The sequence below is a fragment of the Alcaligenes sp. GW821-FHT11D07 genome (assembly GCF_058808495.1).
In genome coordinates this window covers 1840497-1863874 of the sequence record NZ_JBXART010000001.1, presented here as the reverse complement: position 1 = coordinate 1863874, position 23378 = coordinate 1840497, and the positions used below count along the sequence as shown (strand labels likewise).

General features: G+C 54.7%; 19 protein-coding genes and 3 tRNA genes. 11 read left to right on the top strand and 11 right to left on the bottom strand.

The window, feature by feature from the left end:
• The first annotated feature begins 203 nt into the window (after positions 1 to 203).
• Positions 204 to 1784 (top strand): phytoene desaturase family protein, encoded by a 1581-nt coding sequence (locus AC1RSM_RS08600; RefSeq protein ID WP_492931394.1) that lies wholly within the window; start codon positions 204 to 206, stop codon positions 1782 to 1784.
• Positions 1785 to 1790: 6 nt separating this feature from the next.
• Here AC1RSM_RS08600 and glcC read toward each other — a convergent pair whose 3' ends face one another.
• Complete coding sequence (glcC, locus tag AC1RSM_RS08595; RefSeq protein WP_492931392.1) at positions 1791 to 2555, bottom strand: transcriptional regulator GlcC; 765 nt, start codon at positions 2553 to 2555, stop codon at positions 1791 to 1793.
• A 196-nt stretch (positions 2556 to 2751) separates the two neighbouring features.
• On the opposite strand from glcC, the gene glcD reads away from it, so the two are divergent.
• The 3 genes from glcD to glcF are packed head-to-tail and all read left to right on the top strand — an operon-like array spanning position 2752 to position 6544.
• The gene (gene glcD / locus AC1RSM_RS08590) at positions 2752 to 4251 is read left to right on the top strand and encodes a glycolate oxidase subunit GlcD (RefSeq protein ID WP_492931390.1); all 1500 of its coding nucleotides are present in this window, start codon (positions 2752 to 2754) and stop codon (positions 4249 to 4251) included.
• A complete protein-coding gene (glcE, locus tag AC1RSM_RS08585; RefSeq protein ID WP_492931388.1) occupies positions 4251 to 5336 on the top strand; it encodes a glycolate oxidase subunit GlcE in 1086 nt (361 codons plus the stop codon). Before glcD ends, glcE begins: the two co-directional genes overlap by 1 nt.
• Positions 5321 to 6544 (top strand): glycolate oxidase subunit GlcF, encoded by a 1224-nt coding sequence (gene glcF / locus AC1RSM_RS08580; protein ID WP_492931386.1) that lies wholly within the window; start codon positions 5321 to 5323, stop codon positions 6542 to 6544. Before glcE ends, glcF begins: the two co-directional genes overlap by 16 nt.
• A gap of 102 nt (positions 6545 to 6646) precedes the next feature.
• On the opposite strand, the gene AC1RSM_RS08575 is transcribed toward glcF, so the two are convergent.
• Entirely contained in the window at positions 6647 to 8107 is a 1461-nt protein-coding gene (locus AC1RSM_RS08575; RefSeq protein WP_492931384.1) for an aldehyde dehydrogenase family protein, read from the bottom strand.
• Positions 8108 to 8336: 229 nt separating this feature from the next.
• Between AC1RSM_RS08575 and AC1RSM_RS08570 the strand changes: the two genes are divergently transcribed.
• A complete protein-coding gene (locus AC1RSM_RS08570; protein WP_492931382.1) occupies positions 8337 to 9302 on the top strand; it encodes an AraC family transcriptional regulator in 966 nt (321 codons plus the stop codon).
• 116 nt (positions 9303 to 9418) lie between these two features.
• On the opposite strand, the gene AC1RSM_RS08565 is transcribed toward AC1RSM_RS08570, so the two are convergent.
• Both AC1RSM_RS08565 and trhA read right to left on the bottom strand, forming a co-directional pair.
• The gene (locus AC1RSM_RS08565; protein ID WP_492931380.1) at positions 9419 to 9853 is read right to left on the bottom strand and encodes a hypothetical protein; all 435 of its coding nucleotides are present in this window, start codon (positions 9851 to 9853) and stop codon (positions 9419 to 9421) included.
• An 87-nt stretch (positions 9854 to 9940) separates the two neighbouring features.
• Positions 9941 to 10561, bottom strand: a complete 621-nt coding sequence (trhA, locus tag AC1RSM_RS08560) for a PAQR family membrane homeostasis protein TrhA (RefSeq protein WP_492931378.1) — start codon at positions 10559 to 10561, stop codon at positions 9941 to 9943.
• A gap of 258 nt (positions 10562 to 10819) precedes the next feature.
• On the opposite strand from trhA, the gene AC1RSM_RS08555 reads away from it, so the two are divergent.
• A complete protein-coding gene (locus AC1RSM_RS08555; RefSeq protein WP_492931376.1) occupies positions 10820 to 11878 on the top strand; it encodes a DUF1176 domain-containing protein in 1059 nt (352 codons plus the stop codon).
• 101 nt (positions 11879 to 11979) lie between these two features.
• Here the strand turns inward: AC1RSM_RS08555 and AC1RSM_RS08550 are convergent.
• Positions 11980 to 12055 (bottom strand) — tRNA-Thr (locus AC1RSM_RS08550).
• 111 nt (positions 12056 to 12166) lie between these two features.
• Here AC1RSM_RS08550 and AC1RSM_RS08545 point away from each other — a divergent pair.
• A complete protein-coding gene (locus AC1RSM_RS08545) occupies positions 12167 to 12550 on the top strand; it encodes an MAPEG family protein (RefSeq protein ID WP_492931374.1) in 384 nt (127 codons plus the stop codon).
• A gap of 123 nt (positions 12551 to 12673) precedes the next feature.
• Here AC1RSM_RS08545 and AC1RSM_RS08540 read toward each other — a convergent pair whose 3' ends face one another.
• Positions 12674 to 13762, bottom strand: coding sequence for an AI-2E family transporter (locus tag AC1RSM_RS08540; RefSeq protein ID WP_492931372.1), 1089 nt, complete (start codon positions 13760 to 13762; stop codon positions 12674 to 12676).
• A gap of 313 nt (positions 13763 to 14075) precedes the next feature.
• The gene (locus tag AC1RSM_RS08535) at positions 14076 to 15653 is read right to left on the bottom strand and encodes a Na/Pi cotransporter family protein (RefSeq protein ID WP_492931370.1); all 1578 of its coding nucleotides are present in this window, start codon (positions 15651 to 15653) and stop codon (positions 14076 to 14078) included.
• 184 nt (positions 15654 to 15837) lie between these two features.
• Between AC1RSM_RS08535 and AC1RSM_RS08530 the strand changes: the two genes are divergently transcribed.
• Positions 15838 to 16521, top strand: a complete 684-nt coding sequence (locus tag AC1RSM_RS08530; protein WP_492931368.1) for an IrmA family protein — start codon at positions 15838 to 15840, stop codon at positions 16519 to 16521.
• A gap of 122 nt (positions 16522 to 16643) precedes the next feature.
• On the opposite strand, the gene AC1RSM_RS08525 is transcribed toward AC1RSM_RS08530, so the two are convergent.
• Positions 16644 to 16719 (bottom strand) — tRNA-Asn (locus AC1RSM_RS08525).
• A gap of 549 nt (positions 16720 to 17268) precedes the next feature.
• Between AC1RSM_RS08525 and AC1RSM_RS08520 the strand changes: the two genes are divergently transcribed.
• The gene (locus AC1RSM_RS08520) at positions 17269 to 18411 is read left to right on the top strand and encodes a porin (RefSeq protein WP_492931366.1); all 1143 of its coding nucleotides are present in this window, start codon (positions 17269 to 17271) and stop codon (positions 18409 to 18411) included.
• A 273-nt stretch (positions 18412 to 18684) separates the two neighbouring features.
• Here the strand turns inward: AC1RSM_RS08520 and AC1RSM_RS08515 are convergent.
• Positions 18685 to 18760: transfer RNA gene (locus AC1RSM_RS08515), tRNA-Asn, on the bottom strand.
• A gap of 264 nt (positions 18761 to 19024) precedes the next feature.
• On the opposite strand from AC1RSM_RS08515, the gene AC1RSM_RS08510 reads away from it, so the two are divergent.
• Positions 19025 to 19945, top strand: coding sequence for a DMT family transporter (locus AC1RSM_RS08510; RefSeq protein ID WP_492931364.1), 921 nt, complete (start codon positions 19025 to 19027; stop codon positions 19943 to 19945).
• Positions 19946 to 19967: 22 nt separating this feature from the next.
• Here the strand turns inward: AC1RSM_RS08510 and AC1RSM_RS08505 are convergent, their stop codons facing one another.
• Positions 19968 to 21194, bottom strand: coding sequence for a patatin-like phospholipase family protein (locus tag AC1RSM_RS08505; protein WP_492931362.1), 1227 nt, complete (start codon positions 21192 to 21194; stop codon positions 19968 to 19970).
• A 122-nt stretch (positions 21195 to 21316) separates the two neighbouring features.
• The gene (locus AC1RSM_RS08500) at positions 21317 to 22222 is read right to left on the bottom strand and encodes a LysR family transcriptional regulator (RefSeq protein WP_492931360.1); all 906 of its coding nucleotides are present in this window, start codon (positions 22220 to 22222) and stop codon (positions 21317 to 21319) included.
• A gap of 100 nt (positions 22223 to 22322) precedes the next feature.
• Between AC1RSM_RS08500 and AC1RSM_RS08495 the strand changes: the two genes are divergently transcribed.
• On the top strand, positions 22323 to 23378 hold the full coding sequence (locus AC1RSM_RS08495; RefSeq protein WP_492931358.1) for a YeiH family protein: 1056 nt from the start codon (positions 22323 to 22325) through the stop codon (positions 23376 to 23378).

The window sequence follows — 23378 nt, the reverse complement described above, 5'->3', positions numbered from 1 at the left end:
CACCAACACCAACACCAACACCAACACCAACACCAACACCAACACCAACACCAACACCAACACCAACACCAACACCAACACCACCAACAACAACAGCACCAACAACAACAGCACCACCCTAAGCCTATCTCTTAAATTCCTATTCAGTTCCTGTTTTGAGCCGTAAAATACGCTGAAATAGTTTAGAGCTAAAGGAATTGCCCATGAGTGCAGAGACAGTAGTAGACGCGATTGTGGTGGGGGCAGGGCATAACGGCCTGGCTGCGGCAGTCGAATTGGCCAGCCGAGGCTGGAAGGTTCAGGTACTGGAAGCCAAAAGCTCGGCGGGTGGGGCGGTTAGCACTCAAGAGTTGACCTTGCCGGGCTTCAAACACGATGTTTGCGCCATGAATTTGTCTTCCTTTGCAGGCTCTGCTTTTTATCAGCGTCACAAAGAAGCGCTGGAGCGTCATGGTCTGGCCTTCGTCCCTGCGGAGCATTGTTTTGCCAGCATATTCCGCGATCAAACTTATCTGGGTGTCAGTACAAATCTGGAAACGACACTTGCGCGTATTCGCGCGGTGTCTGAAAAAGACGCCTTGGCCTGGCAGGCTATGTTGGAAGACTTCCAACGTAAAGCCCCCCATTTATTTGCTGTTTTAGGTAGCCCCATGCCTTCATGGAGCATGGCAAAAACGGCCTGGAAAAGTTGGCGTGATCTGGGTAAAGACGGTGTGGCGGAGCTCATGCAGTTGCTTCTGGCGACACCTCGTGATTTTCTGGATCGTCACTTCGAAAGTGATTCCCTGAAAGCCATGATGGCGGCCTGGGGCCTGCATGTGGATTTCACCCCTGATACGGCAGGTGGTGCGCTATTCCCTTATCTGGAGTCCATGGCCAACCAAGCCTTTGGCATGGTGATTGGGAAGGGCGGTGCCCACACGATTATCAAAGCAATGAGCGGCTTGCTGCAGGAGTTGGGCGGGGAGTTATTGTTGAATGCTCCTGTGCAAAGCATCGAGCAAGAAAATGGACGGGCCAGTGCGGTGGTGCTTGCAGACGGACGTCGTTTCAAAGCGCGCAAAGCGCTTATCGCTAACTTGAATCCCCAACTTGTTTTTGGGCGATTGGTGCAGTCTCAAGAGCTACCCAAGGACTATCAAAAGAAAGTGGATGCTTTCCGTCCTGGTTTGGGCACGATGATGATTCATCTGGCTTTGGATGGTTTGCCTAATTGGAAAGCCGGTGCAGAGCTGCAGCGCTTCTCCTATGTGCACTTGGCTCCGGATATGGCAATGATGAGCCGGGTCTACGCTGAGGCGGCTGCGGGCTTGTTACCCGCCGAACCCGTTCTGGTGGTGGGACAAGGGACAGCATTGGACCCGACTCGCGCCCCTGAGGGTAAACACACTTTGTGGATTCAGGTGCGTGTTTTGCCGGCTCAGGTGAAAGGGGATGCTTTAGGGCTGCTTGCGGCCGGGGATTGGTCGCAGCTTAAAGAGGCCTACGCGGAACGCGTACTGGACCTGCTGGAAAGCTATGCCCCTGGCCTGCGCGGCAAGATTTTGGCTAGCCACATCATGTCGCCGCAGGATCTGGAGCAGTTCAATGCGAACTTGATCGGCGGGGACAACTTGTCTGGCAGCCATCATTTGGACCAAAACTTCTTTTTCCGGCCGGTGGCGGGCTATTCCAAATACAAGACACCCATTAAGGGCTTGTACCTTTGCGGGGCCTCGACGTGGCCTGGTGCAGGAACAGGGGCGGGGTCCGGTTATATGCTGGCTAATATCCTGGCTAAGTAAATCTGTTTATAGACCGTTCAGGCGCTGGCGGGCGTGCTCTAAGCGCACTTGTTTAGCCTCCAGTTCCTGAAGTTGCCGCCGTATGCCGTCAATATGTTCTTTGGCGGCCCGGCGGGCCAGATCGGCTTGGCCCTGGGTGACTGCATTGCACAAGCGCGCATGTTGACGATCCAGCTTGCGTTTGGAATCTTGGTCGGGGTACAGGTGCTGCACCGAGAGCCGTACGGTGGAAAGCATCAAATCATTGAACAGACTGATCATGTGCACCAAGACAGGGTTATGCGAGGCCTCACAAATCGCCTGGTGAAAAGCATGGTCGGCTCGGGCGACTTGCTCCGGTGCGCCATCCTGCATTTGCAGATCTTCCAGCTCCTGAAAGCGCCGTTTTATCATGATGTGGTCGGCTTCCGTACCTCTGGAGGCGGCCAGTTGAGCAGCTTCGCTCTCCAGTAGTTCACGTACTTCCAGTAAGTCGTACAGCGTACGTCCTTGTACCTGTAGCAGGTGCTCCAGTGGTTTGCTGACAGCCGCATCAATCAAGTTGGAGACGTAGGAACCCTTGCCATGCTGGGTCTCAATTAGTCCACGTACCCGCAAGATTTGTAGTCCTTCCCTTAGGGCAGAGCGCGAAACGGTCAGCCTTTGTGTCAGTTGACGCTCGGAGGGCAAGGCTTGCCCTGGCTTTAGGACGCCATCCATGATCAAGGTTTCGATACGCTGCGCAACTAGCTCTGCAGTGGCATCTGGGCGCTTGGCTTCGTGCATTTTCATCAGTGGTCAGACCAGTTTTTAGCTTGTGTTGATGTTAACAAACTAAGCCTCTATCTAGCTGATTTACAACTATAAAGATAAACCCTTAGACGATCTAAGGGTAAAAACTGGTCAGACCAGTATCCTATGGGCTGGACAAGCCTGCTGTCATCAAAGACCATCCGATCTAGGAGACTTTATAAGACAGGAGGCGTCGATGAGTTTGCGCTACGACGAAAAACTGGATGGTGTGCTGCCCCGCGTGGACAAAATGCAGCTACTCAGCCGTTTGCGAGATGATATTCCCGGATTGGATGTGCTGCATACCGATGAGCAGCTCCATCCCTATGAATGCGATGGCTTGAGCGTTTACCGCAGCAAGCCTTTGCTGGTGGTGCTGCCGCGAAATGTGGAGCAAGTACAAGCAATAATGCGATTGGCTCATGAGATTGGTGTGCCGGTGGTGGCCCGCGGTGCTGGCACAGGCCTGTCAGGGGGAGCCATGCCTTTAGAGCAGGGCATTTTGCTAGTCATGGCTCGTCTGAATCAGATCCTGGATCTGGACCCGGTAGCGGGGATTGCACGTGTTCAGCCTGGGGTGCGCAATATCGCCATCTCCCAGGCTGCTCAACCCTTTGGCTTGTACTATGCGCCGGACCCGTCCTCGCAGATTGCCTGTTCAATCGGCGGCAATGTGGCTGAGAACGCGGGTGGGGTGCACTGCTTAAAGTACGGCCTGACTGTGCACAATATTTTGCGCCTGGAAGTGATTACCGTCACGGGTGAACGGCTGATCTTGGGTTCTGAAGCACTGGATTCCCCAGGCTTTGACTTGATGGCTTTGTTTACTGGCTCCGAAGGGATGCTGGGCATTGTCACTGAAATTACCGTCAAGCTGCTGGCCCGTCCTCCCTGTACGGTGGTGTTGCTGGCCAGCTTTGATGAAGTTGAAAAAGCGGCTGATGCCGTGGCACAGATTATTGCCCAAGGCATTGTGCCCGCTGGGCTGGAAATGATGGATCAGATGTCCATCCGCGCTGCCGAGGACTTCATTCAGGCCGGTTATCCGGTGGATGCGCAAGCTATCTTGCTTTGCGAGATCGACGGTGCTTTGGAAGACGTGCAGGATGATGTCGCCCGAGTAGAGCAAGTGCTCTTTACCGCGGGTGCGCAAGAAGTCCGCGTAGCTCGCGATGAGCAAGAGCGACAACGCTTTTGGGCTGGCCGTAAAAATGCCTTTCCAGCGGTGGGGCGTATCTCGCCGGACTATTACTGCATGGATGGCACCATTCCGCGCCGTCAATTGGCTTATGTGCTGAAAAAAACAGCCGAGCTGTCCGAGGAGTATGGCCTGCGCGTTGCCAACGTATTCCATGCCGGTGACGGCAATATGCACCCCTTGATTCTGTTTGATGCCAACCAACCGGGTGAGCTGGAACGAGCCGAGGCGCTAGGCGGAAAGATTCTGGAGTTGTGCGTGGAAGTGGGCGGCACGATTACGGGTGAACACGGCGTTGGTCGAGAAAAAATCAACCAGATGTGTGTGCAGTTCAATGAAGACGAGCTGCAATTTTTCCACGCGATTAAAGCCGCTTTTGATCCCAAGACCATGTTGAATCCGGGGAAAAATATTCCCACGCTGAATCGCTGTGCCGAGATGGGTGCCATGCATATCCATCACGGACAACTGCCTTTCCCTGAGCTGGAGCGCTTCTGATGACTACCGTAGAACATAATAATCAGGATCGCGGTGCGGAGTTGCTGGATCAGGTGCAGCAAGCTCTGTCGAACAAGACACCCTTGCGTATCGTAGGGGGGGATACCAAAGCCTTTCTGGGTAAAGCCGTTCAAGGGCAGACCTTAAGTTTGGCAGGTCACGAAGGCGTCGTGGATTATGACCCGGCAGAGCTGGTCGTCACGGTACGAGCTGGGACTTCCTTGCAAGCCCTGGAAGCAGTGTTGAATGAACAAGGTCAGTGCCTGCCTTTTGAGCCCCCTGTGTTTGAGGGGCGTGCGACGGTAGGCGGTGCCACTGCCAGTGGTTTGTCCGGGCCGCGTCGACCCTGGGTGGGTTCTTTGCGTGACTATGTGTTGGGCTGCCGCTTGATTAGTGGTATGGGCAAGCATATGCGCTTTGGCGGTCAGGTCATGAAAAACGTGGCTGGCTATGACGTCTCCCGCTTGATGGTGGGTGCGCAAGGTTCCTTGGGCGTTATTACCGAGGTCTCTTTCAAGGTGCTGCCACGGCCCCGCAGCCGTGCTGCTGTGGCGTTGGACGTGGCTCAGCAAGATGTTGCTGGTTTGCTGCGGGAATGGCGCGATCAGAGCCGCCCAATTACGGGTGCTACTTGGCAAGACGGTTGTTTGCGTCTGCGTCTGGAAGGTGGTGACAGCTCCGTGCAATTGGCCCAAGAGCAGATTGGTGGCGAAGTCCTGGAAATGTCGTACTGGGATGACTTGTGTGAACAGCGTTTGGACTTCTTTAAACAGAGCGGCCATTTGTGGCGTATCGCCGTCCCGGTTGATGCTCCTGTGCAAGCTTGGCCCGGCCAGGTGTTGATGGATTGGGGTGGGACTCAGCTTTGGTTGAAGTCCGATGCTCCTGCCGAGCTTATTCATCAACAGGCACGCGCTTTGAAAGGGCACGCCCGTTGTTGGTCGGGGGAGGGCGCTGGGCAGGACGAGTTGCCTGATTCCTTGCTCTTGTGGCACCAACGTCTAAAACAGCAGCTAGATCCTGCCGCCATTTTTAATCCAGGCCGTTTATTTAATGCTGCGGAGTCCACATGCAAACACAACTGACTGAATGGGCTCAGCAACTGCCGCAAGCCGAGCAGGCCCAAGCCATTTTGCGCTCCTGTGTGCATTGCGGGTTTTGTAATGCCACCTGTCCAACTTATCTGGATCAGGGCAACGAGCTGGACGGACCCCGGGGCCGTATTTATCTGATCAAGATGTTCCTGGAAGGCAAGGCCACATCAGAGCTGACCCAGCATCACTTGGATCGCTGCCTGAGCTGCCGCAACTGTGAGACGACTTGCCCCTCGGGGGTGAAATATCATAATTTGCTGGATATTGGCCGGGCGGCCTTGGAGCCCAAGGTTAAACGTCCGCTTAAAGACCGCGCCATGCGCGTTGCACTGACGCAAATCTTGCCTGAGCCAGGTCGCGTCGGGGCGTTGCTGGGAGTAGCACGTACTCTGCGTCCGTTGTTGCCGTCTTCTCTGCAGGAGAAAATCCCGCCTAAGGTCAATGCAGACCTGACGCGGCCTGCGCAGCGGCATAGCAAACGAGTCTTGATGCTGGAGGGCTGTGTACAGCCTGCCATGGCTCCTTCGATTAATGCAGCCACTGCGCGGGTGCTGGACCGATTGGGCATCAGCGTGACCCCAATCGCCCAAGCCGGTTGCTGTGGTGCATCATCCTTCCATCTGGGCGCACAAGAGCAAGGTCTGGAACAAGCGCGTCGCAATATCGATGCCTGGTGGCCGCAGATCGAACAAGGGACTGTGGCAATTGTGCAGACCTCCAGCGGTTGCGGAGCCTTCGTCAAAGAGTATGTGGATCTGTTCCAAAACGATCCTGTTTACGCGGAGCGCGCACGCCGAGTTAGTGAGTTGGCCAAAGACTTGGTTGAAGTGCTGGAAGATCAACCTTTGGAAGAATGTTTGAATTCTCAAACTCGCCCGCGTTTGGCTTTCCATTGCCCCTGCACTTTGCAGCACGCCCAGAAACTGGGTGGCCGGGTAGAGTCGGTGCTGACACGGCTGGGATTTGATCTAGGCGCCGTGCCAGATAGCCATCTGTGCTGCGGTTCAGCGGGGACGTATTCCCTGACTCAACCCGAAATTGCTGGCCGCCTGCGTGAGCGCAAGATGGATGCGCTGGAAAGTAGCAATCCAGATTTGATTGTCACAGCCAATATGGCTTGTGGGAATCACTTGAATGGTTCAGGTCGAACACCGGTCAAGCATTGGATTGAATTGGTGGATGAGCATTTGACGAATTAGAACGCTGGCTTCTATCCCCAGTCGGGCAAGACAGGCCCGCTTTTATAAGCGGGCCTTTTTTGTCTGATTCCTGGCTGCGCTCCGTGTGGGATTACGGCGTAATCACGGCGCGAACCACGGTTGTGGCACGCTTGTTTGGACTGTAATCGCCTTGAGTTCTGAGTACATATTCAGGGTTTCGCGGCAATGCTCGCGGCCAATCCCACTTTCTTTCATGCCTCCGAAAGGGGAGCCACTTGTCAGGTTGAAGTAGCGGTTGATCCACACATTGCCCGCTTGCAGGCGGTCGGCCGTATCCATGGCATTTTTCAGATTTGATGTGTAGATGCCAGCAGCCAATCCGTAGCATACGTCGTTGGCTTGTTCGATCATCTCGTTCATATCGCTCCAGCGGATCACTGACAGGACGGGGCCAAAAATCTCCTCTTGGGCCACGCGCATGCGGTTGGTGGTTTCCAGGATGGTGGGTTCGATGAAGTAGCCGTGCTCGTGTCCGGCTACCGTGATGCGTTGGCCGCCCGTCAAAACTTTGGCACCTTCGTCTCGGCCTGTCTGAATGTACTTCAGGACTTTTTCGCCTTGAGAGGCGCTGATCAGGCAACTTAACTGGGTGTTGGCATCCAGTGGATCACCAACTTTGACACGGTGAGCGGCAGCAACTAGTTTTTCCACAAACAGTGTGTAGATGGAATCGTGTACGAACAGGCGGGTACCGGCCAGGCAGGATTGGCCGTTGCAGTACAGTGCGGCAAACAAGGCGTTGTCTACTACCGCATCGATATCGTCGATGTCCGGGAAAACAATGTTGGGGCTTTTGCCGCCCAGCTCTAATGAGACTGGAACCAGACGTTTGGCACCCGCCTGGCTGATGATGCGGCCTACTTCGGGGCTGCCGGTAAAGGCTAGTTTGGCCACACCAGGGTGGGACGTCAGTGCGGAACCCACTTCCTCACCAAAACCCGTCAGTACGTTGATCAGGCCTGCGGGGAAAATGTCGTTGGCGATACGGGCAAACTCCAGAGTGGATAAGCTGGCGTTCTCGTCGGGCTTCAAAATCACCGCGTTACCGGCGGCAATAGCCGGTGCTACTTTCAGGGCAACCATGATCGCCGGGACGTTCCAGGGGATGATCTGGCCGACTACGCCCAGGGGCACACGTTTGGCGATCAAATAGCCATCAGGAATAGGTCGGCCGAAGTCTTCATGGGCCACGATGGCGGCGGCAAAGTAACGGTATTGTGCCACTGCGATGTGATAGTCAATCATCACCTCCGAGACTCGGCGCCCTACATCCGCTGCATCCAATTGCGCCAGTTGCGGGGCCGCTTGTTCCAAGGCATCGGCCAGACGGTTCAGCAAGATGGCTCGGGCCTCGTAGGCGCTTAAAGCCCATTGTTTTTGAGCCTGGGTTGCGGCTTGCACGGCCAGGTCAACTTCTTTGGCTCCGCAGCGAGCGAGTTGACCAAGGGGGCGGCCTGTGGAGGCGTTGATGGCGTGAAAGGTTTGTTCTGCATAGACGGTTTTTCCACCGATGTAGGCAGGGTAGTTTTGTGGCTGTTTCATGTCTCGGTTCCTTGTGTGGTAGAAGAAGAGGAAGCATCCCAGCAGAGGTTTGGATGCCATCACCTGTTTTTCTAATAGTGCGCAGAGAAAGCGCGAGCGGCTATCCACAAAAGACGTTTTTAGCCCAATTGCGCAAGAGCCCGCCAAGGGAAAGTCCTGATCCGGGGACGCCTGGCGATGCCTACAATTTACGGAACCCAACAGAGTTGTTTTTGCCATGAAGACAGGGATGCAAGAAGCAGCCTTCCAGACTCGAGATCTGGATGAGGCCATTGGCCAAGTCAGTCGTGTATATGCGGCCCATCACTTGCGCCTGTCGCGCCAGGATTCGCGGCCCTTTGATATGCGTTTGGGCGTGCTGGATGCTCAGACAGCGGGCTGTGTTGTGAACCTGCGTTATGACGCCGATGTCATAGTGGATGCCGCTGATTTACCGGGCCTGTACTTGATCATGACATGCACTGCAGGGCGGGGAAGGGTGCGCCAAGGTAGCAGTGAATCTACCTGGACATCAGGTATTACTTTGCCTGTTTCGGCCAATGTGCGTACAGACTTTCATTTTGGAGAGGGCTTTGATCAGCTGTCTTTCAGACCGGATGTGCAGGTGCTGAACAAGCTGTGCAGTGATTGGCTGGGTCGACCTTTGGAATGTCCGGTGCGCTTTCGCCTAAGCCCTTTTAGTGTGGACTTGTCGACGGCCTGGAATCAGGCGGTACAGATGCTGGTGGCGGCTGACAAGATTGCTTTGCAAGCGACGGTGCAGGCTTCCCTGAGCGAGTTTTTACACGGCATGCTGCTTAACGGGCATCCGCATAATTTCAGCCAGGCCTTGCTCCAGCCAGGGATGTCGCTGTCCCGCGCAATGGTGGCGCGGGCGGAGGAATATATCTACGAACATTGTGAAAGTGCCCTGACGGTCGGGGAGGTGGCAGCGGCAACGGGGGTTAGCCTACGTAGCCTGCAAGCCAGTTTCAGGCAGTTGGCCTTGGGCTCTCCAGTGCAACGAATGCGGGAGATTCGACTGCAGCGCGTACGTGCCAGCCTGGAGCGGGGGGAGGGTAGTGTGACGGAAGTGGCTCTGCGTTTTGGGTTCTTTCATCTAGGCCGATTCAGTGCTCAGTATCAGCAGATGTTTGGTGAGCGACCGGCGACGACGCTGGCGCGTACACGAAAACGAATGAGCTTGTTGTCATAGTCTTGAAGGCCAGCCAGATATCACAGACCTGGCTAATCAAGCAGTGTTGATTGGGGCGCACTGCCGTTCTGGAGATAAAGCTCAGACACGCGGGCTATGCGCCAGGATCTGGATGCTTAACGCAGCTCCCGTACCTTGCAGCGAGTTTTCCCCAGTTCGTCCTCTTTGCAAGAGGTAGCAGCGGGGCCGTTGGAATCAAAATAAATCCCCATATTGTCCTTCTTGTTGTCGGGTGGACCGAAGCGATTGGACGCTTTATTGTTCTGGTCAAATTGGGGCAGGCGGTTACGCTCTAGCTGTTGCTCGCGTGCGGCTTGGCGTGCTTTCTCCTCGTTGTTCAAAGCCTTTTGGAAGTTTCGGCTAAATTCTGAATCAAGAGCAGGGTCTTTCGATCCGCTTGATGCTGGATTTGCTTCACGAGGCAAGGTCGAAGCTGAACGTAGGTTTTTAAGATCGTCAGTCGTGATGGACAGATTGGGAGAGGCCGCGTGGCTGGCCACGGCGAGAAGACTGAGCAAGCTAATTGCAATGGGATTCAGGAATTTGCGCATCAGAATTTACTCGACGTGAATGTGATTTGATTTTATATCGGGATTGTGGAGGTTCTGTATTGCGTACTTAGGCCCTGCGCTTAGCTTCTACATGACGACATAACGGGCTATGGCAAGAAAGTGCGCAGCGCTGCCGGCCAGCACAAACAGATGCCAAATACCGTGCCAATGTCGAAAGCGCTCGTCAAACACAAAGAAAACAATCCCGGCAGTATAAATCGCACCCCCGGCGGCCAACCAGGAAAAACCTTGCGAGCCCAGGTTAGATGACAACGGCCCCAGCGCCAGCAACACAATCCATCCCATGACTGCGTAAATCACCAGCGACAAGACGCGCGCAGGCGAACGAGGGCGGATATCCTGAAGAATGCCAATCAGCGCCAAGCCCCAGACCACACCGAACAGACTCCATCCCCAGGGGCCACGCAGCGTTACCAGGCAGAACGGCGTGTAGCTGCCAGCAATCAGCAAATAGATGGAAAAGTGATCCATCTTGCGAAATACGTTCTTGGCCCGTCCCTTGAAGCAGTGGTACAGGGTGGAGATCAAGTAAAGCAGAATCAGCGTGGCGCCATAGATTGCCGTGCTGGTGATGCGCCAGGGGTCTCCGGTAAAACTTGCCATGACCAGCAGCCAGGATACGCCGCCAACAGCCAGAACTGCGCCGACCAGATGTGACCAGGCATTGAATCGTTCACCGTAATACATGACTCTCTCTTCTCTCCGAACAGGTGGCGCGCAGCCCGCAAGACTGTTGCCGTGACCGGGAAAGCTTAGCGCATAAATCAAGATTTCGTACGGGTAGCTGGTTTGTCATTGACGTAGATTAATGCGCATGCCTTGGCATGCTGAATGCCGATCTGTGTGCTCGGCAAAAAGGCCCTGCAAAAAGCCTTGTTATTGGACGTGCTCAATAACAGACAGTCGAGTAAATTATGCTCAATAAAAACGTAGGGAGTAGAGGAAATGAGTAGGCAGAATTCACATCACCGTGCATTTTTTTCAATAAAAACGGCTGCCATGTTGCTGGCGCTAGGTATGGGAAGTGCAGCCGCTAATGCTGCGCCAGTCACGTTTTCCCATAAGGACTGGGACCTGAGCTGCGATAACACCTTAACCTGCCGTGCTGCTGGTTATGCAGATGATGGTGAAGAGCAGGGTTCAACGGTGTTGTTGACTCGGAAGGCGGGCAGTGGGGAGTCGGTGGCAAACAAAGTCATGCTTGCTCACTACAGTGATGCTGAATGGCGAGAAGGCCCACCCCCAGAACTGGTCGTTGCGGGTCGTACCGTAGGCCCATTGAGTTTCTTGGGCGATGAGTCCTGGCAAATGAATGAGGCGCAGCTAAGTCGGTTTTTGACAGCATTGAAAAAAGACGAAGCCATTTCTTTTCGTCAGAATGGCAGCACCTATTTATTCTCAGGCGCGGGATCAAGTGCTGTTTTATTGAAAATGGATGATGTCCAAGGACGTGTAAACACCGCAGGAGCCATTTTGCGTAAAGGAAAGGGGAGCGAGTCTTCGCTTAAGGCGCCTATTGCTGCGCCTGTGATCACTCGTGCACCGGTTAAGGATAAAGAACTACGCCCCATGACGGCGCGGGAAGATGCCTTGATCAGGCCAGTGCTTATGCAGGTCCTCGCCGCCGATGCAGAGCAATCTTGTACTGATGACAGATTGTCTGAGCCATGGGGAATCGCACGGCTGAATCAGCAGTTCTCCCTGGTTGGGGCGCCATGCTGGCTAGCTGCTTACAACGGCGGGTCGGCCTATTTTGTTATCAATAACAATGTGCTGTCTGCACCCTTGTTAGTGAGTACGAGCGCTACTGATTACGATAATGGAACTATTTCGTCCAGTATGAAGGGCCGTGGACTGGGGGATTGCTGGAGTTATGAGGCATCGGTCTGGGATGGAACCGGTTTTGTACAAAGTGAACGTGGTGACACCGGGCGCTGCGCTCTGATTCGAGCAGGGGGCGCTTGGAATATTCCGGAGTATGTCAGCCAGCTTGTTGGGCCGTGAGGCCGGACAAAAAACGGGCTATCAAATGCTTCCGGTATCAAGAAGCTAAACCATTGATTTGATTAATATTGATTGTTTGGTTTCAATGGTTTTAGATTAACTGGTGCCGATGAAAGGAATCGAACCCTCGACCTTCTCATTACGAATGAGCTGCTCTACCGACTGAGCTACATCGGCTAACCTAAGACGATAAGTATATCCTGTTTTTTTCTGGTTTGTAAATTCCACGCGTGCTTTTGTAGTGTGGCGTGCTATGTTGAATGTTTTCAGCCTGTTAAGGGGATGGTGATGCTGGGGATCAAGATTGGTTTTGTAGTAGCGGCTTTCTTGCCTTGGTTGGCGGCGATTTGCGCTAAAGCAGGCGGTTCGGGCTTTGATAATCACGATCCTCGTCCGTGGCTGGCCGGTTTGACGGGATGGCGTGCGCGGGCCAATGCGGCTCAGGCCAACGCGTTTGAAGCCTTGCCCTTTTTCTATGCCGCGGTGTTGCTGGCTTTGTGGTCGGGGGCGGATGGCTTGCGCGTGCAAAGCCTGATGATTGCCTGGATTGTGCTGCGTGTGCTGTATCTGGGGATGTACATCATGAACAAGGCCGCCTTGCGTTCGCTGGTGTGGTTCCTGGCCTTGGCGGTCAATATCTGGATTTTGTTTTTGCCGGTGGTGGTGGTCTAAGCCTGCCGCAAAAGTGAAGGGGCTGGTTCCGCCTGAGAAGGTAGAACCAGCCCCTTTTTATACGTCTACGTCACCTTCTACACGGACTGGTTCAACTGATGTGTTGAGCCAGCCTGTGTGGCTTTAGTTGCTGTGATTTTCCTGTTCTTCAGCTTCAACGCGGGCGCTGACGGCCGAGGGAAACAGATCCCAGCAAGCGATGAACATGGCCGCAATCAAGGGGCCAATCACAAAGCCGTTCAGGCCAAAAATCGACAAGCCGCCCAGAGTGGAAATCAGGATCACGTAGTCCGGGATCTTGGTGTCTTTACCGACCAGCAGGGGGCGCAACAAGTTGTCGACCAGACCAATCACCAAAATACCAAAGGCGGTCAGGATGATGCCGGGAACATAGTGGCCCGATACAAAGAAGTAGATCGCCACTGGAGCCCAGATCAGGGAAGCACCAACAGCAGGCAGCAAGGACAGCACGGCCATCAGCACACCCCAGAACAGGGCGCCTTGAATGTCCAGGAACCAGAACATGATGCCGCCCAGTGCGCCTTGAGTGGCAGCAACGGCGATATTGCCTTTAACCGTTGCACGCACCACGGTGGTGAATTTGCGGAACAAGTGCGTTTTCTGGTTTTCGCTTAAAGGGATGAGCTGGCGGTAATGACGGCCCAGCTCCACGCCATCGCGCAGCAGGAAAAACAGCATGTACAGCATGATGCCCAGGCTGACCAGGAACTGGAAGGTGTTCTGGCCTACGTTCAGCGCCTGCTTGGTCAGGAATTGGCCGCCTTGCACTGCAAATTGCGAGAACTTCTCTTGCAGGGATGCAAAATCATGCAGGCCAAAACGGGCAGCAAAATCGTGCACGCTAGGGGGCAGGGCGTTGATGATTTTTTGTAGATATTCGCCAGGATTTAACTGTCCGCTATTCATCAAGTCATACAGCGTGGCAATTTGCTGGACCAGGGACGCCGAGATCAAAATGACCGGAATAATGACGATCAAAATAATGATAAGCAGGCTGATCAGGGCAGAGAGCGAGCGGCGGCCTTTGGTCTTGGCCAGAAGTTTGCGCTGCAAAGGCGAGAACAGAATGGCCAACACCGCACCCCAGAATATCGCGCCATAAAAGGGCAGAAGTATCCAGACGAAGGCAGCGGAGACGGCGGCCAGCAAAAGCAAAAAAGTACGGAATTGTAGATTTGGCCGGGTGGACATGGAATATTTCCATAAGCGTGAATTTGAGCCGATTGTACGGGTGAATGCCAGCGATTGGCTGGAATCTTAGTATCTGTTTATTGGCTTTGTGTCGGCTTTTTCGTCCTGTGAGTATTCATCGTCTGCTCATGTGGGGTTTTCATCAGTCGGCTTAATAGACGCGATGGTTCTGCAAGCTGGGTCTGTGAGGGCATCTTGCCTGTGACACACCCGTGCAGGACCTGGCCTGCGATGGAGGTCAGACCTGTTTACTCGCGGGTATGTGGAGCTATTCCAGCCTGCTGGTGAAGCCAGCATGTTTAGCCGCCTGGTATCAGGCTTGAGCTTGGCGGGCTTGCTGCAGGTAGTGACTGCTGCGCCAGATATGCAGGCTGCTGCGTTCAAACCAACGGTGAGTATCGGTAATGCGCAGAGTACGGGAAGCATCGCTATGGTTTTGCGGGACCGCCAGCAGTTCGCTGCGGACCCTGCTGAGCAAGTCCGCCAATGCCAGGGACTCCCCCTGCACTTGATCCAGCCAGCCTGCGGGCGCCTGATCGTGCAGTCCTTGCTGGGCTAGCGTGTTAAGCCTTGAGGCCCGGGTTCGCGCTTCTTCATAGCGGCCATCGTTCAGGTCTGTAGCGGGCGGGTGTTGCAAGCGGCTACGCAGGCGTTGCATATGGTCGATGGCATGGAGCAGGGCGCTGATTCGGGCAGCGATCAGCGCATTGTCGTCCCCACTGGGAATACGCAGCACAAATTCATAAGCTTGATCCAGCACGCTTTCTATTTGCTTAAGGTCTTCGGCGGCCGAGTTGGGGCGAGTCATGTTCAAGCTGTGCTGATACAGATTCATCAGGCGCTGTGCCAGCTCCTGCAAGGTGCGCTGCGTGGTTTCCAGGGCCAGAGCCGGGACTTGCAGCAAGCTGTCGTCCAGATGGTGCTGGGGGCGTGCAGCGCGGTCAGGCACGAGTCGTTGCACCCAACGAGCAAATTGCTGTGTGAAGGGCAGGCATAGAACTGCGCCCAGGCCAATGAACAGGCTGTGAAAGGCAGCCAGTCCCAAAGCCCCGGGTGGGACATTCATATAAGAGCCTGTGGCATACATGGCTTTCAGAAACACGGGCAGGATTAATAAGCCCAGTAAGCCGGCAATGACGTTGAACAGAATGTAGGCAATCGCGGTGCGTTTTGCGTAGATTGTGCCGCCTATGGCCACCAGAACGCCTGTCAATGTCGTGCCGATGGAGGCCCCCACCACAATGGCGGCCGCTTGATCAAAGCTGACCGCACCCGCATCCAGGGCCGTCAAGGTCATGGCGATGGCGGCGGTAGACGATTGCAGGACGGCGGTCAGAGCCAGGCCTGTCAGCATAATCAGCAGATGGGCACCGTAGCCGCCTGTGGGCATATGAGCCAGGCTGAAGTTTGCCGCCAGGCCTTGCATCCCTTCTTGCAGCATCCCCAGGCCCAGAAACAGAATGCCGAAACCAGCCAGGGCACGGCCTAGTTCTTTTTGACGAGCAGGGGCCAGTAGCTTGATCAAGGCGCCCAGTCCAATTAAAGGCAAGGTGTAAAAGCCCAGGTTCACTTTCAGGCCCAGGCCGGAAATGATCCAGCCGGTCGCGGTATTGCCCAGGCTGGCCCCAATCACAACGCCAATGGCTTGAGTAAAGGAGATGAGCCCTGCACTCACAAAGCCAATCAAGGTGACGGTTGTCGCTGTGGAAGATTGCGCCAGTGCCGTAATCAAGGCGCCGGACAAAAAGGCTTTGACGGGCCTGCCGGTGAAGGCCAGCAGAATCTGCTTTAAGGAGCCGCCCGCGAACGCCACCAAGCCTTCGGATAGCAGCATCATGCCGATCAGAAAGAGACCGAGTCCCCCTAGAAAGGGAAAAAGAGTATCAAGCATAGAAAAATGATCAGGCAGAGGTGGCTGAATTTCCCTGTTAACAGGGGGGAGCGGCAGGGTGTAGAAAGGGAACGTACTTTACCGTAAAGCACGCTGGCTGGTGGTGAATTGTATGCAATAGCCCCGGCCTCTTATTTTTTTGTGTATAAGAGCGCTTGGTTTATAGAGCAATAGGGAGAGGGGTGTGGTTTTTCGTAAAAAAGTGACGATAGCAGGCGCGGCTCTGCTGCTGGGAACGCTGATGTCCGGTCAGGCTCATGCGCTGGATATGTGGCATTCCGATACGGTCTGGGCGAATCAAGGGATGTGCGCCGCGAACTTTACCTTTGATAGCGGCATGGATCGTATTGCACAGCTGCAAATTCATTTCCAGGCGATTGATACCAAGACGGACAAGGTGGTGGCCGAGGACACGATTGAAGTTGAGGAGTTCGGCGGCTCAAATGCAGACCGCTACGCAACCGGCTATTGGCACAGTGAAATGGCCTGCGACGATGGCTTGCGTTTAGTGGTGGATCGGGCCCAGGCGGTGGTGGAAGGGGAGCGTATGGATTTGCTGGCAAATAAAGAGTTGAGCATTCGGCCCTTTGTTCCTTACGCGATCAGCATAGAACCAGCGCGTGCCGTCCATTCTGAGCGTCCACAAGCCTGTCAGGCGGCGAAGTTTACTGTTCGGGCGTTTATCCAGGACAAGGACGGTTATAGCAATGTGCGTGCGCAGCCCAATGGCAAAAGCGATGTCATTGAAAAGCTGTTTGATAAGGAAGCGTTTTATACCTTTGAGCAGAAAGGGAACTGGTGGCAGGTGTGCACGCCTACCGGGCAGATCGGCTACCTTTATCACGACCGTATCCGCAGTCAACACTAAGCAGCAAAAGCGCAGCGCCCAAGAAAGGCAATGCGCTTGTTAACGGTACATGCCTGTGCAGGCACCGCATGTTCCAGACGTAGAAAAGCCCAGCTACTTGCGTAGCTGGGCTTTTGTATTTTTGGCTCCCCGACCAGGGCTCGAACCTGGGACCTGCGGATTAACAGTCCGTCGCTCTACCGACTGAGCTATCGGGGACCAGCAAAGAAAATGATTATAGGGTGAGACTATCGAAAATGTAAAGAGGTATTTTAAACAACACTATTTTCATATCAGCAAAAGGGAGTGAAGCCCTTGGCAATAGGCGTAAATCCTGATTTTTTTGATGGGAACATACCGTCTGGTCAATAAGGGAGTAGCGCCGGTTCTGTAGCAAATCGTTGCAAGCCTTTTGTTACGTGGCTTGGCAGCTAATTTAAGCCCTTGGGCGCAAGGGTGGTCCTAGCCCTACAACTAGGGAAAATGCGTACAAAACCTAGTAAACACGCCGGATAGCGTTTATTGACATCAATATTGTTTATGTCTGAAATATAAATGCTTGCAGTATATGCCCGTCAATTATCAAGACCCCACTCAGTCCTTGGGATGGGGGACTTGCTTGAGGGATTTTTGCTTCAAGAAACAGGAGGGGGTGTTGAGGCCTGGCACCGGATTTTCAAATTCCGAGAATGTGTCGCCCAGCGCTTGGACAGGAGCCGGACAACGATAAGAAATCCGGCATTCAGACGTTTTTTGAGAACAGAGAATATGAAAAAAACTATCTTGGCAGCATTGTTGATGCCCGTCTTGGCGGTGCCTGCTTACGCGGCAACGAATGTGACCTTGTATGGCGTGGTCGATACTGGCCTGGGCTACGAACAATGGAAAGGGAGCGACCTGAAAGGCAGCGCAGACAAGCAAAGCCGTTTTGGTCTGTACGACCAGGGTTGGATGGGTAACCGTTGGGGTTTGATGGGCAGCGAAGATCTGGGTGATGGCCTGAAAGCCAATTTCATGCTGGAAAGTGGCCTGGATCTGAGCGATGGTACTGCACGCCAAAATCGCTTGTTCGGTCGCCAGGCCACGTTGGGCTTGAGCGGTGAGTCCTGGGGCCGTGTTGATCTGGGCCGTCAGACAACCGTCACTTCCTTGTACGTGGCCGGTGTTGCCAGCCCCTTTGGCGGTAACGGCTACCAATACGGCGTGGGTGCGGCATTTGACGCAGCCAACACTGTCCGTTACGACAATATGCTGGCCTACCAAAGCCCTGAATTCTCTGGCTTCCAGTTCGGTGCTGGCTACTCCTTCAACACCAATGGCGCACAGAAATGGAATCGTAGCGGTTTGACTGGCAATGCCATCAATAGCGACGAAGCCAACGTCAAGGCTTTCAGTGTCGCCATGCGCTACAACAATGGCCCCTTGAAAGCGGCCTTGAGCTTCGACCAAGCCCGTTATGGCTCGGCCCGCGATCAAGGTGGCAACCTGACTGCCGCCGAAAACGGCAATGTCAGCGCCTGGAGCTTGGCTGCCAGCTACAAGTTCAGCGTGGCAACCGTACACGCTGCCTTTGGCCAGAGCCGCAATGGCTTTATCGGTGGTTCTTTGCAAACCGAACAGTTTGGTGCAGGCCTGCATAAAGACCTGAAAGTGAACTCCTACGCTTTGGGTGTCACAGTACCGGTTGGTAAGGCTGGGTCTGTGCTGGGTTCCTGGACCATGGCTGATCCACGTTCCACCCCACGCAGCACCGATGATGACAAGACTCAGCACGTCTTTAGCGCCGGCTATCTGCATAACCTGTCCAAGCGCACCAATGTGTACGTGATTGGTTCCTATGCCCGCAACATCGGTTATTACAGCGATCTGAAGAGCACGGTGGCTACCGTGGGTCTGACGCACCGTTTCTGATCTTTCTGACTGATTCTGTCAGCTCTGATCCGGTGTAGTGCGTTAGCAGCGGCGGCGCCGGTACAGGCAAGGGCTAGGTCAGGGGAAAAGAGCCACAGCGGGGCTGCATCAACATGCAGCCCCGCTGTCCTTTTTGGGGCCGACAAGGTGGCTGCTGATTTGTTTATCCAAATGTTAACAAGGCCGTTTTTGCTTATTGTGCTTGGCGTGTTTTATAAGGACAAAAAAAATCAGCCCAAAGCAAATGCTATGGGCTGATTTCGATGGTTTTCTTGGCTCCCCGACCAGGGCTCGAACCTGGGACCTGCGGATTAACAGTCCGTCGCTCTACCGACTGAGCTATCGGGGACCAGAGAAAAAGAATATAGCATGGGTTTTAAGAAGTGTGCAAGCTTTTGCGATTAAAAACGCCAAAGTTTTATAAAAAGCTTGGTCGCACTGGCCTGGCTACACGCTCTGCGGCCAGTTACCTGGCCGGCTTGGCCTATCAACATAGGCGCAGCGGGTGGCAAAGAGTAGAATCAGGGGCTTATTGCCCTTATCGACTCTTTTTTTCCGCCGGGGCCAGCGGCTTTTTGGCTGATTGTGTTGCCCTGCAAAGTGATGAATCCCCATGCAAGCTAGTCAAGGCCCCAGTACGCAGCGCAGTTCCTTTTTAATTGGACTGGCACTGTCGGGGGGCGGCTCTATTCTTTTCTCCGCCAAAGCGGTCGTTGCAAAACTGACGTACCAATACGATGTCACTGCGTTAACTGTGATTGGTTTCCGCATGCTCTTGTCGCTACCGTTCTTTTTGGCCATTGCCTTGTGGCAGATACAAAAAGTGCGTCAGGGCAAGCTGGCTGCTTTGACCGGACGTCAAAAGCTGGAGCTGGTGGTTCTGGGTTTTCTGGGCTATTACCTGGCCAGTCTGCTGGACTTTATTGGCTTGGAATATATCTCGGCCGGTCTGGAGCGATTGATTCTATTTCTGTCGCCCACCTTCGTGCTGATGTTCTCCGCCATTTTCCTGAAGCGCCGAATTTTGCCCAAGCAGTGGCTGGCTTTGGCCTTGGCGTATCTGGGGGTAGGGCTGGTTTTTGTGCAGGACTTGAGCCTGACGGGCGATGACGTATTGCTGGGCGCGATCTGTGTGCTGGGTTCGGCTATTTCTTATGCCGTGTACCTGATTGGGTCGGGGGAATTGCTCAAATCTATTGGGTCTACGCGCTTGGTGGCGTATGCCATGTCTTTCTCCGCGGTCTACACCCTGATTCACTTTTTTGCCGTTTTTGGTTGGCAGGGCTTGGTGCAACCTGCGCCTGTCTACGGCTTGTCCATGATCCATGCCGTGTGCAATACCGTTTTGCCTACCTTCATGACGATGTGGTCGGTAGAGCGCATTGGCGCCCCCATGAGTGCGCAAATGGGCTTGATCGGGCCGGTGTCAGTGCTATTTCTGGCGAACTGGTTTTTGGGCGAGCCCATTACCGCGATACAGCTGTTAGGTACGGCTTTTGTGCTTAGCGGGGCCATGGTCTTGAGCCGCCGCTAAGCCGCGTTGAAAACGGGCTGGCTTACTTGCCGTTGGCCAGCCGTTTTTCGATTTCTTCGCTGTGTACGTCGTAGGTGGTGAAACCGGCTAGATTGGCGGGCATATTCAATTTATCGCGGTGAATCAGCGTTTGACGTATATCGTCCAGACCGGAGCGCCAGTGTTCGCGCATGGTGATGCGGCCAAACTGGTAATCCTTGTAATGCTGCTCGTAGGGCTGGTTACGGTAAATCAGATGCACCACGTTGTAGCGCTTGCTGCTGGATAGCTCTTCGGCCAGGCGGCAAGGCAAGAGATCTTTGCGCTGGTCTTCAGGAATCAGTGCCAGCAACTCTGACAGAATATGGCGCATGTACTGCGAGTGGCGCATATCTTCCGTCACCATACGGGTACGGCTAGAGTAGCGGATCTCGTTCAAGCGGTCGCTGACTTCACCCATATTGGTGGGCACCGGACCACGCGCACTCCACAAGTCCACTTGGAAGACCAGCGTGTCCCGACGCGGGGACTGATCCAGCACATAGGACAAGGGGGTGTTCGAGACCAGGCCACCATCCCAATAATATTGACCGTCAATTTCCACGGGGGCAAAAGCCGGGGGCAGGGCGCCCGAGGCCATAAAGTGCTCGGCCCGCAAGGTGGTGCGATGGTTGTCGAAATAAACGAAGTTACCTGAGCCGACATTGACGGCCCCTACCGAAATGCGCTGGCGCTTGTCATTGATGCGGTCAAAGTCGCATAGACGCTCCAGGGTATCCTTAAGGGCGCTGGTGTCGTAATAGCTGGCACCTTCAGGCACTCCGGGCGTAGCCTGCATCGGGGGTGGGAAGCGGGGGCGGAAAAATCCGCGCTGCCCCAGAACCAGAGCATTGCTGGCGTTATAGGCGCTAATGGCTTCGCGCATCACGTCGTTGATGCCAAACAAAGCGTGTTCCAGGCAGGCCGGAGCGGACCAGCCAAAATAGGGCTCACAAATGGTGTCCCAGAACTCGCGCAGACGCTCTACCTGACGCTCGGGCGGATTGCCCGCAATAATGGCCGTATTCAAGGCACCAATCGATATCCCGGACAAGCTGTCAGGTTCAATCCCGGCCTCCAGCAAACCTTCGTAAACACCAGCCTGATAGGCACCCAAAGCGCCACCACCTTGTAAAACCAAGGCAACGGTTTCGTAGGGAGGCAGGTAGGCGGGGCGGGCAAAAGCCGGTGCGTCTTGCGCTTGTGGCGTAGAAACAGATGAAGTGTTCATGGCATCACTCGGTTCAAGGGAGGGACAAAGAGGGGGGACTTATGATCCCGTCTGTTTGTGCTGCACTGCAGCAAGAGTAACATCGCCGTCGCCCTCACCCGAGGCCAGAATGCAAACTTGCGTTAAGACCCGGTGTCGGTTGGGGGGGATTCCGGCGTTTTCAGGTGGTCGGCAAAGGCGCTTAACACTTGGCTGCGGTAGCGCTCCTTGTGCAGGACCAGAGACAGGCGGCGCTTCAAGTCCAGAAAAGGTGTGGTCAAAATGCACAGTCGCTGATTGGCAACAGCATCCAGGGTGGCGGCTTGAGGCAAGCACGCCAGCCCCAGCCCGGCAATCACGGCTTGCTTGATGGCCTCTACCTGGCCCAGCTCCATCAGTACATGGCCGCCAGGAAGTACATTCAGCGCTTGCTCGGTCAGGGCTCGGGAGGCGGAACCACGCTCTCGCATGATCCAGCTCATGCCGGCAAAGTCCGCCTTACTTAGATTCGCTTTAACGGCCAGCGGATGATCGGGCGCTGCGCAGACCACCAGAGCATCCTCGCGCCAGACCCAGGTCTCCAGTTGCGGATGGTTGACCGGACCTTCCACGCAGGCGATGTCGCAACTGTGGTCCAGCAACTGGGTGATGATATTGGCGGTGTTGTCTACCGACACATGCAAGGACACGCGGGGATGCTGGCGCACAAACTGGCCCACCAGATCTCCAATCAAGTAGTTGCCAACGGTATTGCTGGCGCCAATACGGATTTCTCCACGCAGCTCGCTTTCTTCTTGCTGGCTTTGCATCTCGCGCAGCCGTTCCAGAATTTCACGGGCATGGGGCAAAAGCTGTTTGCCGCGACTGGTCAATTGCATCCGACCGGGGGTGCGCTCAAACAAGGGGCTATCCAGCTGTTTTTCCAGTTCGGCCAAGGCCATGCTGGCGGCAGGTTGGGACAGGTGGATCTGGGCGGCGCAGGCACGCACGGTGCCCAAGGTCGCAATGCCCACAAACACTTCCAGTTGTCTGATGCTGATCGCGTTCATGATAAATAAAATTGATACTTACGATAAGTAATAATGAATTTTTTAATACAGTCGGTCAACCTAAAATTACTTTTACTTATTACATATCTGGAATGACGAGATGAGCAGTGTGACCGATTTATCTGCAGCAAGCACGAACCTGAAGGTGCAGGGGAAATCGGGGTTCTCTTTGAAGCCATCGCGCTGGTGGGGCTTTTTATTGTCGGTGGCCGTGGGGGTAGTGGCCATGGGGCTGGGCAAACTCTGGCCTTTGATTGGTGGGCCGGTGTTTGCCATTGTGCTGGGTATGGTGGTGCGCAACAGCCTGGGAGTGGCCACGGTGTTTCAGCCCGGTTTACGTTTCTCCTCCAAAGTATTGCTGCAGTGGTCGATTATCGGGCTGGGGTTTGGTTTGAGTCTGCCCCAGGTGATGCGCACGGGCATGGATTCGCTGGCCGTCACACTGGTGACGTTGACGGTGGCTTTTGTGACCGCCATGGTGCTGGGCCGCGCCTTGGGTATCCCTTCCAAGCTGCGCACTTTGATCGGGGTAGGCACAGCGATTTGTGGCGGTTCGGCTATTGCTGCTGTGACCCCTATCTTGAAGCCCGAAGAGCATGAAACGGCGCTGGCGATCTCCACCATCTTTATCTTCAATATTGTGGCGGTACTGATTTTCCCCTTGGCCGGTCACATGATGAATATGTCGGATGCGGGCTTCGGGGTTTGGGCGGGCACGGCGATTAACGATACGTCTTCAGTGGTGGCGGCCGGCTATAGCTACAGCCGTCAGGCGGGTGACCATGCCACGATCGTCAAACTGACCCGCGCCACATTGATCATTCCTATTTGCTTGATTCTGGCAGGTCTTGAAATGTGGCGTTCGCGTCAGGCAGGCCGTGACTTTGACCTGATGCGCGTGTTCCCTTGGTTCATCGTCTGGTTCATGGTGGCATCGGCGCTGCGTTCTTTGGGCTGGGTGCCAGTCGAGTGGCTGGAGCCTCTGCGCTTCATGGCTGAGTTCTTGATGGTGCTGGCCCTGGCCGCAATTGGCCTGTCCTCGGACTTGCGCATTATGGCTAAAGCGGGCGCACGTCCTGCTTTGCTGGGATTGGGGGTGTGGATAGCGGTAGCGCTTAGCAGTTTGCTGGTGCAGCGCTGGATAGGCGTCTGGTAA

Excerpts from the sequence above, each read along its gene's own strand:
- AC1RSM_RS08520 (WP_492931366.1), top strand. The coding sequence starts at position 17,269 with ATGAAAAAAACTATCTTGGCAGCATTGTTGATGCCCGTCTTGGCGGTG.
- AC1RSM_RS08495 (WP_492931358.1), top strand. The coding sequence starts at position 22,323 with ATGAGCAGTGTGACCGATTTATCTGCAGCAAGCACGAACCTGAAGGTG.
- glcF (WP_492931386.1), top strand. The coding sequence starts at position 5,321 with ATGCAAACACAACTGACTGAATGGGCTCAGCAACTGCCGCAAGCCGAG.
- AC1RSM_RS08575 (WP_492931384.1), bottom strand. The coding sequence starts at position 8,107 with ATGAAACAGCCACAAAACTACCCTGCCTACATCGGTGGAAAAACCGTC.
- AC1RSM_RS08510 (WP_492931364.1), top strand. The coding sequence starts at position 19,025 with ATGCAAGCTAGTCAAGGCCCCAGTACGCAGCGCAGTTCCTTTTTAATT.
- AC1RSM_RS08535 (WP_492931370.1), bottom strand. The coding sequence starts at position 15,653 with ATGCTTGATACTCTTTTTCCCTTTCTAGGGGGACTCGGTCTCTTTCTG.
- AC1RSM_RS08545 (WP_492931374.1), top strand. The coding sequence starts at position 12,167 with ATGCTGGGGATCAAGATTGGTTTTGTAGTAGCGGCTTTCTTGCCTTGG.
- AC1RSM_RS08555 (WP_492931376.1), top strand. The coding sequence starts at position 10,820 with ATGAGTAGGCAGAATTCACATCACCGTGCATTTTTTTCAATAAAAACG.
- AC1RSM_RS08600 (WP_492931394.1), top strand. The coding sequence starts at position 204 with ATGAGTGCAGAGACAGTAGTAGACGCGATTGTGGTGGGGGCAGGGCAT.
- glcD (WP_492931390.1), top strand. The coding sequence starts at position 2,752 with ATGAGTTTGCGCTACGACGAAAAACTGGATGGTGTGCTGCCCCGCGTG.
- AC1RSM_RS08570 (WP_492931382.1), top strand. The coding sequence starts at position 8,337 with ATGCAAGAAGCAGCCTTCCAGACTCGAGATCTGGATGAGGCCATTGGC.
- trhA (WP_492931378.1), bottom strand. The coding sequence starts at position 10,561 with ATGTATTACGGTGAACGATTCAATGCCTGGTCACATCTGGTCGGCGCA.
- glcC (WP_492931392.1), bottom strand. The coding sequence starts at position 2,555 with ATGAAAATGCACGAAGCCAAGCGCCCAGATGCCACTGCAGAGCTAGTT.
- AC1RSM_RS08505 (WP_492931362.1), bottom strand. The coding sequence starts at position 21,194 with ATGAACACTTCATCTGTTTCTACGCCACAAGCGCAAGACGCACCGGCT.
- AC1RSM_RS08565 (WP_492931380.1), bottom strand. The coding sequence starts at position 9,853 with ATGCGCAAATTCCTGAATCCCATTGCAATTAGCTTGCTCAGTCTTCTC.
- AC1RSM_RS08540 (WP_492931372.1), bottom strand. The coding sequence starts at position 13,762 with ATGTCCACCCGGCCAAATCTACAATTCCGTACTTTTTTGCTTTTGCTG.
- glcE (WP_492931388.1), top strand. The coding sequence starts at position 4,251 with ATGACTACCGTAGAACATAATAATCAGGATCGCGGTGCGGAGTTGCTG.
- AC1RSM_RS08500 (WP_492931360.1), bottom strand. The coding sequence starts at position 22,222 with ATGAACGCGATCAGCATCAGACAACTGGAAGTGTTTGTGGGCATTGCG.